Here is a 17,907-nt window from a genome sequence, read left to right on the forward strand (position 1 = left end):
CTTATCGGTGGGAGTCGCTCGCTGAGGACCCCCTACCGGAGTCTGTTCGAGTGGATGGTGGATTTCACGCTTACAGGGGGTACTCGCTCTATAGCGGAGACTACGCGTTGGCACACTCGGCTTGCTGTTGTTGAGAGATAACCCCCTACTAGCCGTGTACGCCTGGAATCCGGTGAAACAACCGAAAGTTTTCGTGGTATCAGTCGTCGCTGCTCGCCTTCGCTTTCGACATCTGACCCGAGGTTGGTTTTGCCGCGAGGTTCTTGCGCTTTGCATCCCACTCAGAAAACACGTACACCAGTACGATCAGTGTCAAAACGCCGCCGGGCAGCAGCACGAGCGGGCTGAGGTTTGTGAGGCCATACAGCAGATACATGACTGCTGTTGCCAGTAGGACAGTGACAGCGTAGTACATTTGGGTACGGACATGATCGATGTGATCTGACCCTGCGAACGTTGAGGCGAGGACGGTCGTATCGGAGATGGGTGAACAGTTGTCGCCGAAAATCGCACCGCTGAACATCGCACCGATAGCGAGTGAGACGAACTGCGGTGAACTACCCCCGATGTTCCACGCCAACGGTATCACGATCGGGGTCATGATCGACATCGTTCCCCAAGACGTCCCGATGGCGAAGGAAATGAACGCGGAGGTGAGGAAAATAACGATTGGAAGTACTGTTGGCGAGACGACGCCCGTCGCATATGAAGTGACGTACGAGCCGGTGCCCAGTGCAGACGCAACGGAGCCGATCGACCACGCCAGCACGAGGATACTAATGGCCGTGAGCATCGTGCCGAATCCATCGATTACGGTATCCATTGACTCACCAAGCGTCATGGCGTCCTCGATAAGTGCGAGTACAATGGCTGTCGCGACCATCGCAAACGACCCCCAGACGAGTGCCGTAGCGATATTTGTATTATTGACCATTTCTACCGCTGTTCGTCCTGGGGCATAACCCATCATCACGGCCCCGCCGACAACAACGACGACAAGCGCGGACACGGGTGCAATAAACATCCGAAGCGGTGCGTCATCAAGTACTGGTTCACCTAACTCCTCCTTGATGTTCTGCAGTGGACGAGCATCCTCACGAATAACGTTTCCCGTCCGTTGGGCACGATTTTCAGCCTCGAGCATTTCGCCAAAATCCCGTTGCGATAGAACGATGATTCCAACCATCGCCACTGCGAGCAGCGAATACATATTGTAGGGGATACTATGGAGGAACGTCGCGGCGGCAGAGGGGGTTTCCCCAGTGATGCCGAGTTCCTTATACTGTTTCGCAATCAGCCCAATCTCGAATGCAACCCAACTCGAGATTCCCATTGTCGCCACAGGCGCGGCAGTCGAGTCAAGAATATACGCTAGCTTCTCACGGGACATCTTCATGTCGTCAGCAAGGTCTTTCATCGAACTCCCGACGATTGCATTATTGGCGTAATCGTCGAAGTTCCAGATGATTCCGAGCAGCCACGTCGCAGTTCCAACCTTGCGGTGAGAGTCGATCCGACTGGTAGCGAATCGGGTGATCGCAAACGCGCCACCTAACCGCCAGATGAGCGCAATCCCAGCACCCAGTAGAAGTGTGAAGACGAGGATTTTCGCGTTGAATGTACTCTTGCCGATTGAGTTCACAATCCACGTAAACGTCTGTGCGATACCGATGCTTCCGGAGTAAATGATGCCTCCGACCCAAACACCAATAAACAACGACAGCAACGCCCGACGTGTGACGATTGCCAGCGCGATTGCCAGCAGCGGCGGTACCAGTGATAAGATTCCAAAGTCTGCTGCCATGCTATCCGATTACAAGCAACGCCATAAAATATTTCCTGTAGATGTTTATTTTTCAAAAAATCTGGTCAAGTATATCTCGGGCGGATAATCGTGTTCTCCGACCACTTTCGGAACTGACACCGAACGATTTCTTGTACGTATGGTTGTTGTATTGGCGTATATCGGCGACTAACCAGCGGGAGGGGGTGAAGTGGTCCTTATCACCGTGTCTGTGGTCGGTACCGCGTAATCGAATCGAACTCGCTGCCGAGAGTTATCACTAAATAGTAAGCGTGACACGTCACAAAGAGAGGAGTGGAGAGTTATCAGTTCGCCACCTCTCTTGAGAGTGCGTTACGGGTCGGTGTCCTGGGATATGATATCGACCAGTGTGCTGGTCGAAGCCGAGCCGATCAGCACTCCCACTAAACAGTTTGAGTCACGTTCCTAAACCATTTTGGCTAGAGACTTGAAAAATTTGTATCTATCCTGATGATCAATGATGGTTAACTAAATAATACGGTGGAATATTAAGATTGGACGCAAAACCGTGGATGTAAAGCCCTAACTCTCCACTCCGCCTCCACTCATGCCAAAGACAGACGAGCCAATTAATAACGACAGAACTGAGATCGAGTCCGCTGTGATAGAATTGAGACCGAGTCCGACGTGGTTCGTATGAAGCGACTAACCTTGAAGCAGTTGACGCCGCTTTTCGGAAGCGTCGTTTTCGCACTCGCGCTCTTTGCTATCCACCGAGAACTGCATGAATTCAGTATTCACGAAATCATCGGAGAACTCAACGCGTACTCCCCATGGGCTATCGCTCTCGCCGCCGGGTTGACTGCACTGGGGTACGTACTGATGACGGGATACGATTGGCTCGGCTTTCGATACGTCAACCGCTCGGATCCGTACCGACGTACCGCCTTGTCCTCGTTCGTTGGGCACGCAATCGGCAATAACGTCGGCGTTTCGGTGCTCACCGGTTGGTCCGTCAGATACCGATTTTACTCAGGGATGGGCGTTACAGCGGATGACGTGACGCGAATCGTTGGCTTCTGCACACTATCGATTTGGCTCGGCCTCGTCGTTGATTCCGGTCTCGCCTTCGTGGCCGAACCTGCCCTTCTCAGTTTGGCACTCGGAATTCCCACGGTATCCGTTAGGATCGTCGGCGTCATTCTTATTGTCGGCGTCGTCGCGTACGTCCTCTGGGGTGTCCTACGACGGAAGCCGATCGAGATTCGAGGCTGGTCGATTGATACACCTGAGCTACGACTCTCATTCGCGCAGATCTCTTTGGGAATATTCGATTGGGCAGTTGCTGGCGTGGTACTCTATGTCCTTTTGCCGACTGGCAACCAGATAGGATATATCGGATTCCTTGGCGTCTTTTTCGTCGCACAGTGGGCAGGGATTACTAGCCAGATTCCTGGCGGGTTGGGTGTCTTCGAGGGTGTGTTCCTGGTACTCCTCTCCGGAATGCTTCCGACGACTGGGATCGCAGCAGCACTCATCGTTTACCGCATCGTCTACTATCTGCTTCCTCTATTCGCGGCTGCGACCGTCCTCGTCGTCCGCACAACGCTTGTACACCGTGAGGAAGAGGGAACTACCGCACAAACGATACAACGCTGGGCTGCACCACTCGTTCCAACCGTCCTCGCCGTACTCACGCTACTGGCAGGGGCAACTCTTCTAATTACTGGGGCTATTCCCGCCGACTCCTCACGGCTCGTTTGGCTCAATCGCGTCCTCCCGCTTTCGGTCATTGAGTTGTCGCACTTTCTCGCCAGTCTCGTCGGGGTTGGACTGTTGGTGCTCGCTCGCGGCCTCCAGTTACGGCTTGACGCAGCGTATCTCCTCACTGTCGCCATGCTCCTCCTCGGCATCGTTCTGTCAATATTAAAGGGGTTCGACGTCGAAGAGGCGCTCGTTCTCACGGCGGTGCTCGCGATCGTCGTCCCATCCCGCCGATTCTTTTACCGCCGGGCATCACTGACGCGCGAGTGGTTTACGACCGGCTGGATCGCGACGATCCTCATTGTTTTCGGAACCTCTGTTTGGCTGGGGCTGTTCGCCTTCCAGCATCTCGAGTATTCAGAACAACTCTGGTGGCAGTTCTCGCTCGATGGCAATGCTCCACGGTTCCTGCGAGCATCTGTCGGGACGGCTGTAGTTCTCCTCGCTGTCGCCCTAGTGCGGCTTCTGAGCCCATCGATGCCCGACCCACTGCCACCCACCGAAACGGAATTGGAACGTGCACGTTCGATCGCCGAGAAGTCCCATCGAGTTGATGCGTATCTGTCACTTCTTGGTGATAAATCGCTACTGTTCAACGACGACGGGACGGCTTTCATCATGTACGCCATCGAAGGGCGGAGTTGGATTGCACTGGGACCACCAGTTGGTCCAGAAGAGGAACGTTTAGAGTTGGCCTGGCGCTTCCATGAACTCGCTTCGCGTAATGGGGGACGGCCCGTATTCTATCAGGTCGGTGATGATGATTTGCCAATCATGGTGGATCTCGGATTGTCGTTTTTCAGGCTCGGTGAAGAGGGCCGCGTGCCACTGCCGTTTTCGCTTGAGGGAAAACGACGAAAGGAATTCAGGCGCACGATCAGAAAGGTCGAAGGGGAAGATTGTACGTTCGAAATTATTCCACGTGAGAGCGTTCCTAACATCCTTCCCAGACTACGGGCCGTTTCTGATGAGTGGTTGGAAATAAAAGGAGGCAGGGAGATTGGGTTTTCGCTCGGTTACTTTGATGAGAGATACTTGCAGAACTTCCCGATTGCGATCATACGACGCAACGGTGATATCGTTGCGTTTGCGAATGTCCTCGAAGGAGGCGGAAAACACGAATTGTCGGTTGACCTCATGCGGTACGGTTCCGATGCGCCTAGACGTACTATGGACTACCTCTTCGTGAAACTCATGCTATGGGGATCTGAGAACGGATACGACTGGTTTAGCCTTGGAATGGCCCCCTTGTCTGGGTTCACGAACCGGCAGCCGACGACCGCTTGGGATCGGATCGGTGCGCAAGTGTATCAACATGGAGAACACTTCTACAACTATCGGGGGCTGCGCACATATAAAGCAAAGTTCGATCCAGAGTGGGAGCCCAGGTACTTGGCCTGTCCTGGCGGTCTCACGTTTCCACTTGTGCTCGTACACGTGATTACGCTGATCTCTGGCGGCGTACGACGGATCATCACCAGGTGAACGAAAAGTCGTTCGGCGGTAGGTACGAATTCGCATGTGACGTCGCTGGCGAACTCGCAGAGGTTCTCGGCCGATACGACAACGCAGACAGCCAGCTCTGGTTGGTGATGAGTGATCCCCAACAACTCCGGCGAGCGGAAGAGTATGGGAGCGCTCGTGATCGACGGGAGACACTCCGACGATGTGGAGGGCGCGCCGTCACTGGGTCATCCTCGCACCTGAACTCCACGGGCAAGGCTTCGGCCACGAGTTGATGGATCGAGCAATGGCATTCCGCGAAGAGGCTGGCTTCGAGCGTATGTACTCGTAGAACTCTGTCATCCGTCACTGCTCGTACTGAATCGACGACTTAATTGTGACTGCCCAATCGTCTCGATCGTCCACTCTGCAAATTGAACGGTTGGGTCTCGGGAAGACGGTGACGCTGACCGGTCGACTGTCCGATGCGGAGTTAGTTGACTGCCTCCGTCGACACCATCTTCTTGCCGTGCCACCGACGTACGAAGTCTTCGGCATCGTCTACCTCGAATGGATGGGCTTTGGGCTTCCTGCGCTTGCGACTACCGCACTCTGACCACATCCGAGATTTCGACGGGTGTTTTCATTTGTCAATTGGATTGTGGGTTGAACGCTTGTCTTCACAAATTCGGAACACCATCGATGAACACGCGCTCAATACGAATCGCAACACGTGCACCGAGCCATGAAATTCGTCGCGAAACTCTCAAGTGGGAAGCCACAAGACGAGCGTGATCCGCCTGATCACGACAACCCGATTACGCTCACAAGTCATCGCTATCGGATAAACGCTCTCTATGCAGCGGCTCGCACCTATCAGCACCACAGTAGTACCAAAGCAGTATTTAGCGCCACACTTGTTTGCTATGTTTAGATATTATAAAGTATTATTACTAAAGGGGATAAAAAACTTAGAGTAGACATGCCTGGTGAGAATTCGCACACACGCCGAACTATGTTACAGACACTGGGTGGGCTTGGGGCACTAAGCCTAGCAACAGTAAGCGTCGAAGATGTCACTGCGTCAAAACCTAACGAGCACAAGAAGCGGATTAAAGGACACATCGAACCTGATACTCCAAATTGGGTGTACGTCCCATTCGACGTGTCCGAGAGCGTGACCGAACTTCACGTCAGTTACGATTATAACAAGTCCCAGAGGAACTTGCTTGACATCGGTATCTTCGATCCGAGTGGATTTGACCTTGGCAATGCGGACGGGTTCCGCGGATGGTCGGGCGGCGAGCGCACCGAATTCATGCTCTCTCGCTCGGGGGCAACACCTGGCTACTATCCCGGAGAAATTGATGCTGGCACTTGGAACGTAATTCTCGGCCCCTACCGCGTTGGTGCGGGAGGCATTGACTATACACTTGAAATAACCTTTAAGGAAGGTGAACCAGGGCCGACGTTCGAGCCAACCCCTGCGTCGAACGACCCACTCACCAACACCGCCGGATGGTATCGAGGCGATCTTCACCTTCACACCGTTCATTCTGATGGCGATTATACACCAGAAGACGTCATCGAAGGTGCGAGGGACAGCGGGCTTGATTTCATTGTTTCCACCGAGCACAGCACGACGACTGCGAGTCTGGTTTGGGGAAAATACACCCGTCCAGACCAGCGACCACTCGTTATCGATGGCGAGGAAGTCACGACACGTGCGGGCCATTACAACGCTATCGGCTTGGAGCCCGGACAATGGATCGATTGGCGCTATCAGCCGAAAGATGACGTCCTCGATCGATTCGTCGAGAGTGTCCACGATGTCGGCGGCATCACGGTCGCTAACCATCCATTCTGCCCGTACAAGGGCTGTGACTGGCGGTTCACCTATGAACTCATGGACGCAATCGAGGTGTGGAATGGACCATGGTCCTGGGAAGACGAAGCTGCTGTTCAAACCTGGGATCGAATGCTTCGTGAAGGTCAAGCACTCCCTGCTGTCGGTGCGAGCGATGCACACGATCCGGGCGACGTAGTTGGCCTCCCACAAACGGTCGTGCGGGCAGACCGACTTGGGCCTGACGGGATCATAACTGCACTTGCCGATGGCCACGCCTACATTGCCGAATCGGACGATGTAACGGTCACACTGTCAGCCGATTCTAAGGTCGGCGAGGCTTCGATTGGCGAGACCCTTGAAACACCTCAGGAAACGCCGGTCGAAATAACGCTTGAAGTGACCGGAGCCGCTGGCGCCGAAGTGACGTTCCACACACAAGAAAGCATTATGAAGATAGTGCCGATAGAGAGCAAACAACAGAAAGCGACCTACAGCACAAACGCGAAAGCCACCGACTTCGTACGAGTCGAGATCCGTAAACAAAGCGGAGATATGGTAGCACTCACGAACCCAATCTTCATCGAGTCGCCCTGCTGAGCTGGGGCAGGCGCCCACCTGCGAGCCGTCGCCTTCAGCAGGTTACACGCAACTACACAACGATCACATCCAAACCCACAAGGGGCAACAGTAAACAAAAAGCGAAAATACAGTTTATGCTAGGTCGACGTAATCCGGTCTGACCCAGGCGAGTGATGCGTTAATCTGCACGAAAGCAGATTGTTGAAGTAAATGGGTCGTAGCATCGCCCCGCTTAATCAGATTTGTCGCTGGATCACGAGCAGTTTGCCAAATTTGATCAGCATATTTCTGCATGGCCTTGAGGTATTTCGGATTGTTTTTGACGTTCCGTAGCAGAAGCAGATTCTTGAAAAAGATCGCGCTAAATGCCATGTCTTCTTCAAAAAGACGGTTTTCTCTCCCGAAGTATTCCAGTGCTCGATCAGCAATCCTTTCGGCTTCAGCAAGATGATATTCATCTTTAGTAACTTCGTACAGAAGAACGTTTACGCCGATCATCGTTCCCTGGTTATAAGTGAAAATCCACTTCGTAATCGTGCCGTCCATATTGACGTGATCCCAATACAGACCATTCGGAGCCTGTAGATGTTCATTAACCCAATTATACATACGCTTAGACCAACTCAAGTAATACTGTTTCCGCTCGTCATCATCCGATAATTGATAGAGATGCAACCCAAGTTCCGCTCCGGGTGCGTTCGAGACGGTGTTACGGTCATCACTCCAGTCGGCCTGCGTCCAGAATACGCCGCCAGGCTTGGGATGCGAGTGATCGTCGTCCCATCCGTGGACTACTAAGTCGAAAATTTGACGCGCTCGTTTCAGAAATCGTCGGTCATCCGTCATTCGGTACAACTGAATGAGCTCGAGACCGATCCACTCGTTATCGTCATAAAAGATGTCCCCGCCACCTCCGTAGGGCGGTCGGACGTACGAATCATATCCTTTCGGATCTTTGTTCGGGTTCCAATAGAGTTCTAATGCGTCAAGACGATCTTGCACATCATCGGCGTAGTCCCCGCCGATTTTCCCATTCCGAATCCCAAATAAATCAATGGTACCCGCCATCGCTTGCGAGAACGGCCAAACGTAGCTATACGGATTATCGGTTCGGTTCGGATACTCCTCTAAATAGAGTTTGGAATCTTCCTCGTAAAAGTACTGCTGAAGGGCATCGTATGCGGTTATCGCACGGTTAACGTTCTCTAATCGACTTACAGACTTTGAATGGCCTGATTTTGCGGCTGAATCCCTCGCCCGGACGTTACCGGCGACCAGTGGTAATGCAAAAGAGGTCGCAACGCTCGTTCCGGTCACGCTCTGCCTCATGAACTCTCTTCGTGAAGATAGAAATCGATTCTTTCCCATGGTGGACGAGTTGATGGTTAAAACCCTTTCTATATAATATTTTCTCAGGAATCACTTAATATAGTATAATGTCCATCTTTGGGATTCTTATGGGGTTTCATCCGCCTGAATCTGCGGAGCGAATTACGGTAACGGTCCCACAACTATTCTGCTTCTTCAGAGAATTCGATCGATTCGATGGTCAACCGCTGTAGTTCAATATCCTCGACTTGCGGAAGCCATCCACCGATACTGTAAGTGTTCTCGCCATCATCAACAAATATCGAAACCTGGCCCGAAACCTCGCTTAGTGACGGATAAGCGTTGTCAGTAATAGGACCAGAGAAAATTACATCGGTGATCTGTCCAGCTATCCGTCTCTTTTCGCCCGATATCCTATCAAATCCTTGTGCGGAGAGTTGAATAGTCGCCCCTTCGTGGAACAGTGGTGCGATATCCGCAACGCATTGCCGAATGTTCACATACGTGATCGGAGGCGAAGTATCATGGACGGAATAGACCGTTTCGAAGGAATCCCATAGTGTCGTCTGGTAGTACCAATGGAAAACGTACGTAAGCGATCTGTTATCTGCGATGATACCAAATTCAGTTCCATCACCGCGTTGTGGAGCAAAACAAACTTTCGAGTGATCTACGATGATAACGAACGGAGCAAGGAACTCACGAAAGCACACTTCTGACGTAGTATTCTCGAAGTCGAGTTCACGTTCAGAGGGAAGAGAACCATCTCTCGACGGGGAAAGAGAGAGCTTAATAAAAATGTCCCGATCATAAGCTTCGTGGAGCACGGGACGGAGTTCGTGGTACTGTTTGGGCAAGACGGCTAACCTCACCTCATTTTCCGCGGTCCGAATGTAGTGCTGAGCGCGTTCAATTACCGTCTCAAGTCGTTTGACCACGGTCAAATTGTTCTCGGTAAGTTCGGGTGCATCCCACAGATCATCGAGTTCATCAGCCGTGTCTGCAAATGACTCGGCTCGTTGGCGAAGATCTGTAATGACTGCATCAGGGTCTAAAACCCGTGCCCGCAAGTTATCTTGCTTGTAAATCTCGATGTGACCGTCGGATTCAAGTCCCCTGAGGACATCGTAGACGCGGGATTTTGGCACGTTGCTCGCGTTAGCGAGTTCGATAGCGGAGGCTGATCCACGTTTTAAAATTTCGACATAAACTTCCGCTTCATACTGCGTAAAACCTGCATTCTGTAGCGCCTGCAGGGGTGTCGTCTGCTGCATTGGTGTCGTGGAATAACAATTCGGTGAATAAATCGGTTACTACTACAGTGAAGATGGAACTGGTTAACTCTTAGAGTGGCTAATGAATCAATTCACTAGGTGAGTTATTAGTCCGGGGAAAAACTAATATAGTATAATGTAGATTTGGAAACTAGCTTCACGCCATGCGCAAACAAGCCACAAGCGATGATTTCACACGACGAAGCGCATTAAAACTAGGTACGGCCACGGGGATGAGTGCCCTTCTAGGCGGTCTCGCCGGTTGTCTCGGCGGTGAATCCGATAAGTCATCCGGAAAGTTAGTGGCGAAAGATCAGATTGGATCGGGTGACGCTAAAACGTCACTTACCTACTGGATGCTTCCCGATCAGTCTCATACTGCTACAGAAAACAAAAAAGTAGCAAAAGTCGTTGAAAAATTCTTCCGTACGTGGGCGAAGAATCACTCGGATGCTGGCATGCAGATCGAGTACCAGACGAATCTTGAGCAAATGAAAACAAAATTGCTCCAAGTAGTCGCAAGAGGAGGCGCACCGTCAATGTCACAGGTGGATTCCTTTTGGGTGCCGAACTTCTACAAAGATCTCCAGCCGGTGACCGACGCGATTGAAGATCCTGACGACTGGTATCCCTTCGTGAAAGACGTGGTAGTACGAGGCGGAGAGTGGAAAGCCGTCTGGAAAAACACCGATTGCCGAGCGTTGTACTATCGGCAAGACCTGATAGACAAGTACAATGATGGAAAGCCGCCAGAGACGTGGGACGAACTCATCAACGTAGGCAAAACCATCAAAGAAAAGGAAGGTATGAACGGGTACATGTACAACGGAGGAAAATGGGAGGCAACCACCTTCGATAACTTAGCCATGTTTTGGGCGCAAGGAGGTGACCTCGTAAATGACCAAGGAAAACCTGTTTTAGGAGATGGCAAAAACAAAAAAGCACTCCTCAACGTTTTTAAATTCTTCAAGCGAACTATCGACTCAGGAGTAACCCCGAAGCGCATCGCTAATATTAACGACTATGCGCTCCTCCGGCAAGCGGCATTGAACGATGAAACTGCGATGTTCCTCGGGGGGAATTGGCAAATAGCAGTGATGAAACAGAAGACGGATAAGAAGACTTGGGAAAACTGGAAGGTTGCAAAAATCCCGCAGATGAGAGCGGATATGGCCTCCACGGGAACGGGTGGATGGACGGAGGGCGTGTTCACTTCGAATGAACAAGAACGAAAAGCCGCTGCTGACTTCGCTGGGTTGTACGCCAAGAAGGAAAATATGGCAACGTACTGTAAAGCGGCGGGTAATTTACCGACTCGAAAGTCGGTGTACGAGGGAACCAAGTTCTTCTCGGAAGATCCGTATATGCAAGTGTATAAAAAACTGCTCGAAAATGGCCGCGCTCGGCCTGGTTATCCGATCTATCTCACCATCTCTTCGGAATGGCAGACTGCCGCCGGGAAAGTCATCACCGGACAGGCATCTCCCGAAAAGGCGGTGAACACGATGATCCGGAACGTCAATTCGCAATATAACAGCTAAGAGGGAGCAATAACCATAACAATGTTGAAAGAATATTTGGGTTTATGGCGGCGATCACCCGATAATGGCCGTACAAACGCTCCAGGGAGAGTGGTCTGATTCATGTCTGTGCAGACGAAACGGCTCCCGGAACGTGCTCACGATGTATTATCAGCAATTATGGGACGTTTGGAGCCAATCCAAAATACGCCAATTACGTGGATTCTCCCGGCGATATTGTTCTTGCTGACCTTCCGCCTCTACCCGCTTCTCGAGGCGATTCGGATGAGCTTTACGAATATGAGCCTCATGAACCCAGATAATTACCAATACGTCGGGTTAGAGGCCTTTCAGCAGGTGATTTCGTCACCGTCGTTTTGGACGATGGCGAAGGTGACGGTCATTTTCGTTGCCATTAGCGTCATTCTCCAGATTATTTTGGGAATGATACTCGCCCTCGCGATTGACTATGGCGTTAAAAAGCATCTGTACGGAAGCGTATCGACTCGCGTTGCGGTGCTTTCTGCATGGGTCATCCCGGGTATCGTAATCGGTATCCTCTGGAAGATCATGCTCATCGAGACGAATTACGGGATCGTGAATTACTTTCTCGTCCAATCCGGGTTTCATGTCGTCTCATTCCTCTCAGATCCACAAATGGCACTCCTCTCGACGATTGCTGCCAATACGTGGCGAGGGACGGCATTTTCGATGATCATGCTATACGCTGGTCTCCAACAAGTGCCCCAACATTTGTACGACGCGGCCAGAGTGGATGGGGCAAGAGCGCTACAGCGCTTCCGGTACGTTACCCTGCCGCAAATAAAGCCGGTTGTGTTCATCAATCTCGTCCTCATCACCATCTATACGCTCAACACCTTTGACATGATAATGAGCCTCACGGGCGGTGGTCCCGGACACGCAACCGAGGTGCTCGCCCTCTTCATGTATTTCGAAGGCTTCAATCGATTCAATCTGGGGCAGGCTGCTGCAGTAGCAGTTATGATGCTGCTGGTAAACGTCGTGATGACGATCATCTATATGCGATTGTTCATCGACGAGGAGGAGTTCTGAAATGAGCACAGAAACTCGAATACGCTCGGCTGCTGACGAATTATCGACTTACACTACGATCACCTATATCGTGTTCGCTGTCGGGATGATTTTCTTCCTGTTCCCGGTTTTCTGGGTTATTTCGATGAGCGTTCGCCTTCCCGGTGAAGTGCTTACCTACCCGGTGCAAGTGATTCCGCAGCAAATCACGTTCGAGCCGTATCAGCAGGTGCTAGAAGACTCGGCGATGGTGACATGGATCTTTAACTCGCTGAAAATTGCCGTGTTGGAGGTGATCGGTATCATCCTTATCGCAGTGCCGGCAGCGTACGCATTTTCCCGATTCGATTTCAGGGGGAAAAAGCACGCCCTCTTTGCGATTCTCCTGTTCCAGATGATCTCACCGGTTGTCATCGTAATTCCGCTCTACAATATGATGGCGGAGTTGAACCTACTCAATAAACACGTGGGACTCATACTGTTGTACATCGGTCTGCAAGTGCCGTTTTCGATATGGCTTTTGAAGAGCTACTTCGATACGATTCCATCCGGGCTCGATGAGGCTGCTCGTGTCGATGGTTGCAACAGGCTACAAACGCTGATTTACATCCTCCTTCCATCGATGGGCCCCGGTATCGCGGTGGTGGCCATCTTCAACTTCGTCTTTTCGTGGGCGGAGTTCGTGATGGCATTTACCGTTCTCGGAGAGTCGGAGCTCTATACAGTCTCTATCGGCCTCTTTTCCTTCCAAGGTCAGTACTCGACAGACTGGAGAGTTATTTCTGCAGCAAGTGTTATCGCAATGTTGCCGCTTCTCATCATGTTCCTCGGCTTACAGCGCTACTTCGTCAAGGGCCTCGTGGAGGGAGCAGTCAAAGGATGAATCCCAAATCGATCACTCTTGCGCGATGCAAAAACTCGAAAACCGATCGCAAAACCGGACCATACGATAACTGAAAACATGTCGACGATAGAAATCGATCACCTGACGAAGAAGTATCGAGATGCTAGCGATGATGGGATCCTTGCGGTGGATGATCTGAATATCAACCTCGCCGATGGAGAATTCCTCGTCTTAGTTGGCCCGTCGGGGTGTGGCAAATCGACCACACTCCGATGTATGGCGGGGCTTGAATCAGTGACAAAAGGCCAGATCTATTTCGACGGGGAAAACGTCACCGATCAAACTCCCGAAGAGCGCAACATTGCGATGGTGTTCCAAAACTATGCGTTGTACCCCAATATGACCGCAGAACAAAATATCGGATTCGGATTAAAGATGACGACAAAGCTCTCAAAAGAGGAACGAAACAAACGGGTACAAGAAACCGCCAATATGCTCGACATTGAGGATCTGTTGGACGATAAACCGAAGGAACTCTCAGGAGGACAACAGCAGCGAGTAGCACTCGGGCGCGCGATCGTCCGCGAGCCTGAAGTATTCTTGATGGACGAACCACTATCGAATTTAGATGCCAAACTCCGTACGACGATGCGCACTGAAATACAACAATTGCAGTCAGAACTCGGGATAACAACGGTGTACGTCACTCACGATCAGACCGAAGCGATGACGATGGGAGACCGCATCGCCGTTCTGGATGGCGGTCAGCTACAGCAGGTAGGAACTCCACTGGAATGCTACTACGAACCGGAGAACCTGTTCGTAGCTAACTTCATCGGTGAACCATCGATGAATTTGTTCCCTCTCGAGGTGAGCGGGGACGAGTTAATCGGAAACGAAGTTAATTACGCCCTTTCTGATCGCATGCGTGAAGCAGTTGGGGATCATCGCCGTGTCACACTCGGTATTCGCCCGGAGGATATCGAAATCATAGAAACGGACGATCTCAACGCCTTCGTCGGTACCATTCAAGTGGTTGAACCGATGGGTGATCAAAACTTCCTTCATCTCACTGTCGGAGGACAAGAAGTGACGGCGGCAGTTTCGGGGGAATACGAGGCCAAGGAGGGCGCAAAAGTATCACTCAAATTCCCGGAAGAAAGCGTCCATATATTCGCGACCGAAACCGGAGAAGCGCTTCTCAACTGCAAGCGCCACAGTACACAACTCCCGACGATCACCAACTTGGAGGGTGAAACTGCATGACGGTTAAGCTCGCTGCGATCGGGCTTGGACAGCTCTGCATGTACGAATTAGACACCTACCGTTCGATGGACGGAGTTGAAATTATCGCCGGCGCGGATATTTCCCCCCAATGCCGTGACCAGTTCGAGGCGCGATTCAACGCACCGTCTTATGACAGCTATGAGATGATGCTTAGAGAGCACGCTTCGCAACTAGATGCGGTCAATATCGTCACCCCACACACGCTTCACTACGAACAGGCGATGGCTTGCTTGGAGAATGACCTCCATGTCTTTCTTGAAAAGCCTTTGGTGACGGATATCGACGAGGCACATACTCTTGTCACTGCTGCACAGCGACGCAACAGGGTGCTTGTTGTGGGCTATCAACGGCATTATCATCCGGCCTATTCTAAGATCAAAGAGCTGATCGATAGCGGACAACTTGGCGAAGTCCATACGGTTTCCTGCTATATGGGGCAAAACTGGATCCGGAAATTCCCTAACGCATGGCGAACCGACCCTGCCCTCTCTGGGGGTGGTCAACTGTACGACTCCGGTTCCCATCTTCTCGATACTCTCCTCTGGACGACGGGAACGACACCCGTTTCTGTCTCCGCTGTGATGGACTATCAAGAACACCGTGTCGATATAAACAGTTCGCTTGCGCTCCAACTCGAGCGTAACGGACGCCCGGTAACGGCTAGCGTTACCGTCACCGCGGATGGTGTCCAAGACCCGAATACCTATGAGGGATTAAACATATGGGGCACGAAAGGACGCCTGACCTACGGACAGGACGTATTGACGGTTACCAAACGCGGAGAATCGCCGGATGAAATAATGATCGACGGTAAAGTTGACTTCCAAACGCTGCTCACGAAAAAATTGCGGGATTTCATCGAAGCAGTCCGTGGTGAGCACCCGCCAACGGTACCGGGATCATTTGGTCGAATTGTTGTAGCGCTAACTGAAGCTGCGTACGAGGCTCATAGAACTAACTCTGTTGTAGATGTGGCTCCATACCTCGATGCAGATCGAACGTCTCGAGTACAATAATATCAGCATATAAGTTATCGATCGTTCGAAATTAAGCGGTCAGTTAGTAATTCCTTAGCGAACACTTCCGATCAGGTAACCGTATTCGCATCGCGATCGACTTCCCGCGAACGATCTTCACAGTGAGAGAGGCCTAACCACTGTCGAGGTTTGCATTACAGCTTGGTGCTGACGCCCCTACCGTTTACCACGATCGCGCACATCTCGACTTAGCCTGGTAGCTGCGAGCCCACGAAGCCAACGCGGAGATGAAAAACGGAGGTCGGTGATTAAAGCGTTGTAATCACGGGGGGTTCTCCGAACCCCCACTCGGCGGCACCACCACACGAGATTCACACTGCACTGCCGGTGAACCATGGTGGTACGAGTTAGGTTGGCTACGGTGGAGTGCGTCATTTTCAGCGAAACGGAGGTGGGTCGCATTCGTGATCCACCTCTATTACAATGGTATAATCGACTACTTCCACTCCTCGAGACAGTGGATGACAAAAGACAGTAATATTATGTGTGGTACGTTGTCACGTTCTCGAGGCAGGTCTCAGTCCGCTGCAGTTATCGGGCCGAGCGGGCCGCCGTAGATGCCACCCCCACCGCCGCCGTCGTAGACGCGAATCGCGAGCACGTTCTCGCCGCCGAAGTTAACGTTCTCCGGCTGAACCGTGTAGCGCCGGGCCTGCGACCAAGCGGTCTCGTAACCATTCTCCGGGAACGTCCCGGTTTGCCCGATTTTCGCCCCGTTGAGAAACGTCTCGTCCGCGTCATCGATCTTTCCGACCGGAATTTTAAGTGCGTGCCCTTCCCACTCCGCCGGCACGGTGAAGTGCTTACGGAACCATCCGTAGACCGGATTCTCGGTGTAATCAGAGTGGTCTTCCCAGTTAGCGGGCAGCGTGACCGTCTCCCACTCGCTGTCGTCGAGACTCGGGGCTTTCCACGAGAAATCGTCACTGCGATGGAACAACCACTCGCCAGCGAGCGAAATCCGTGGCATAGTCAGCAAGCGCGGCGGGAGATCGTCCACGGTCACCTCGAAGATTCCGGCGACTTCGATGTTCCGCTCGAATGAGACACGGGTTTTCGTGCCGGGTTGCAGCGAGACCGTCTCCGTCGCGACCACCTCGCCGTCGATTTTCAGCGGAGCGTTGATTTCCGCCGGATCGCCGCCCGTGTTTCGAACGACCGCGCTCACGTCGAGCCGCCCGGTGTCTACGTCAAAGTCGACCGTGAGGTTGCCGAACGTATCCGCGCTTGCGAACGCGTACGGTAGATTGCGACGCGAGAGCGCCATCGGTGACTCCTCATCAGTTAGCGGACGGAGACCAACCACAAACGAGAACGAGTCGTCCGGAACGACTCGGTACTCGGGAAGCGTCTGGATCGGCGTTCCGCCCACGCCAGTGACGGCGTGGTCGAGATTGAGCGTCACGGCGTCCCCGTCCTCGATTTGGTAATCGAACAACGCGCGGTCGAGATTCTCGGGAGAGATGTGATGGGCGCTGACGTTCAGACTCGGGTGTCCGAACGCGGCGAGCCCACCGCTCCCGTCGGTAAGGGTCGCCCACTGGACGTCCGTCTTATTCCCGTAGTCCTGCGGACGGACGTAGGGGACGTACTGATCCGCAACCGTCCCACCGTGGACGCCGACTTTCGTCCCGGTCTTCCGATCGGGGTACGTTTCCTGCGGTCCACGCCCGTACCAATTGAACTGTTGAAGTGAATCCCGGAGCTCGAGTTGAACACCCACGCGACCGATCCAGCTCGAAATCGCCTGCTTCAGGGCGTCGTTCGGTGTCGCACGGACTCCCAGCAGGACGTCGCCGGTTCCGAGCACGTGATAGAGGTAGTCGGTCGCGAACGACGCGTCCTCGCCGGGTGCGGAGACCGTCGTCTCGAACCGGATGCGCGTCACTTGGTCGGCGACCGACTCGACCGAAACCGAATTGACCGTCTGTTCGAGGCGGTCGAGTCCAGCATCACGCCACTCTTCGACCTCGGCTGCCCCCCAGCTGACGTTCTCGTTCGAGATCGGCGTCCGCCAGACATTCAACCGGGGGCCGCTCGCGAGCAGTTCCTCCTCGTCGCGTTTCATCGACGTGAGCCGCCCCTTCACCTTGTCGAACGTGTACTCGAATCCTGATCCACTGACCGTAATCGTGTCTGTTGCGCTCATGGCTTCCTCCGTGT

Annotated in this window: 12 protein-coding genes; 8 read left to right on the forward strand and 4 right to left on the reverse strand. The window is 52.6% G+C overall.

The window, feature by feature from the left end:
* Positions 1 to 199 precede the first annotated feature (199 nt).
* Positions 200 to 1,804: a Na+/H+ antiporter NhaC family protein gene (locus LIX00_RS19135; RefSeq protein ID WP_227356607.1), complete on the reverse strand. Its 1,605-nt coding sequence runs from the start codon at positions 1,802 to 1,804 to the stop codon at positions 200 to 202.
* 657 nt (positions 1,805 to 2,461) lie between these two features.
* Here LIX00_RS19135 and mprF point away from each other — a divergent pair.
* The 3 genes from mprF (at position 2,462) to LIX00_RS19150 (ending at position 7,418) form a co-directional block, all read left to right on the forward strand.
* Positions 2,462 to 5,014, forward strand: a complete 2,553-nt coding sequence (gene mprF / locus LIX00_RS19140) for a bifunctional lysylphosphatidylglycerol flippase/synthetase MprF (protein ID WP_227356608.1) — start codon at positions 2,462 to 2,464, stop codon at positions 5,012 to 5,014.
* A gap of 355 nt (positions 5,015 to 5,369) precedes the next feature.
* Positions 5,370 to 5,588, forward strand: coding sequence for a glycosyltransferase (locus tag LIX00_RS26015; RefSeq protein ID WP_438267108.1), 219 nt, complete (start codon positions 5,370 to 5,372; stop codon positions 5,586 to 5,588).
* Positions 5,589 to 6,149: 561 nt separating this feature from the next.
* Complete coding sequence (locus LIX00_RS19150; protein ID WP_227356609.1) at positions 6,150 to 7,418, forward strand: CehA/McbA family metallohydrolase; 1,269 nt, start codon at positions 6,150 to 6,152, stop codon at positions 7,416 to 7,418.
* Positions 7,419 to 7,532: 114 nt separating this feature from the next.
* On the opposite strand, the gene LIX00_RS19155 is transcribed toward LIX00_RS19150, so the two are convergent.
* Positions 7,533 to 8,729, reverse strand: a complete 1,197-nt coding sequence (locus LIX00_RS19155) for a glycoside hydrolase family 76 protein (RefSeq protein WP_227356610.1) — start codon at positions 8,727 to 8,729, stop codon at positions 7,533 to 7,535.
* 182 nt (positions 8,730 to 8,911) lie between these two features.
* Positions 8,912 to 10,003, reverse strand: coding sequence for a TrmB family transcriptional regulator (locus LIX00_RS19160; RefSeq protein ID WP_227356611.1), 1,092 nt, complete (start codon positions 10,001 to 10,003; stop codon positions 8,912 to 8,914).
* 164 nt (positions 10,004 to 10,167) lie between these two features.
* Here LIX00_RS19160 and LIX00_RS19165 point away from each other — a divergent pair, with 164 nt between their 5' ends.
* The 5 genes from LIX00_RS19165 (at position 10,168) to LIX00_RS19185 (ending at position 15,723) form a co-directional block, all read left to right on the forward strand.
* Positions 10,168 to 11,544, forward strand: coding sequence for an extracellular solute-binding protein (locus LIX00_RS19165; protein WP_227356612.1), 1,377 nt, complete (start codon positions 10,168 to 10,170; stop codon positions 11,542 to 11,544).
* 102 nt (positions 11,545 to 11,646) lie between these two features.
* Positions 11,647 to 12,597, forward strand: coding sequence for a carbohydrate ABC transporter permease (locus LIX00_RS19170; RefSeq protein WP_227356613.1), 951 nt, complete (start codon positions 11,647 to 11,649; stop codon positions 12,595 to 12,597).
* A gap of 1 nt (position 12,598) precedes the next feature.
* Positions 12,599 to 13,459 (forward strand): carbohydrate ABC transporter permease, encoded by an 861-nt coding sequence (locus tag LIX00_RS19175; protein WP_227356614.1) that lies wholly within the window; start codon positions 12,599 to 12,601, stop codon positions 13,457 to 13,459.
* A gap of 78 nt (positions 13,460 to 13,537) precedes the next feature.
* Positions 13,538 to 14,686, forward strand: a complete 1,149-nt coding sequence (locus LIX00_RS19180; RefSeq protein WP_227356615.1) for an ABC transporter ATP-binding protein — start codon at positions 13,538 to 13,540, stop codon at positions 14,684 to 14,686.
* Positions 14,683 to 15,723 carry a Gfo/Idh/MocA family protein gene (locus LIX00_RS19185; protein WP_227356616.1) on the forward strand — a complete coding sequence of 347 codons (1,041 nt, stop codon included), beginning with the start codon at positions 14,683 to 14,685 and terminating at the stop codon, positions 15,721 to 15,723. Before LIX00_RS19180 ends, LIX00_RS19185 begins: the two co-directional genes overlap by 4 nt.
* 538 nt (positions 15,724 to 16,261) lie before the next feature.
* Here LIX00_RS19185 and LIX00_RS19190 read toward each other — a convergent pair.
* Positions 16,262 to 17,893, reverse strand: coding sequence for a beta-galactosidase small subunit-related protein (locus LIX00_RS19190; protein WP_227356618.1), 1,632 nt, complete (start codon positions 17,891 to 17,893; stop codon positions 16,262 to 16,264).
* Positions 17,894 to 17,907 lie beyond the last annotated feature (14 nt).

The organism is Haladaptatus salinisoli (genome assembly GCF_020614375.1).
GTDB classification, from domain to species: domain Archaea; phylum Halobacteriota; class Halobacteria; order Halobacteriales; family Haladaptataceae; genus Haladaptatus; species Haladaptatus salinisoli.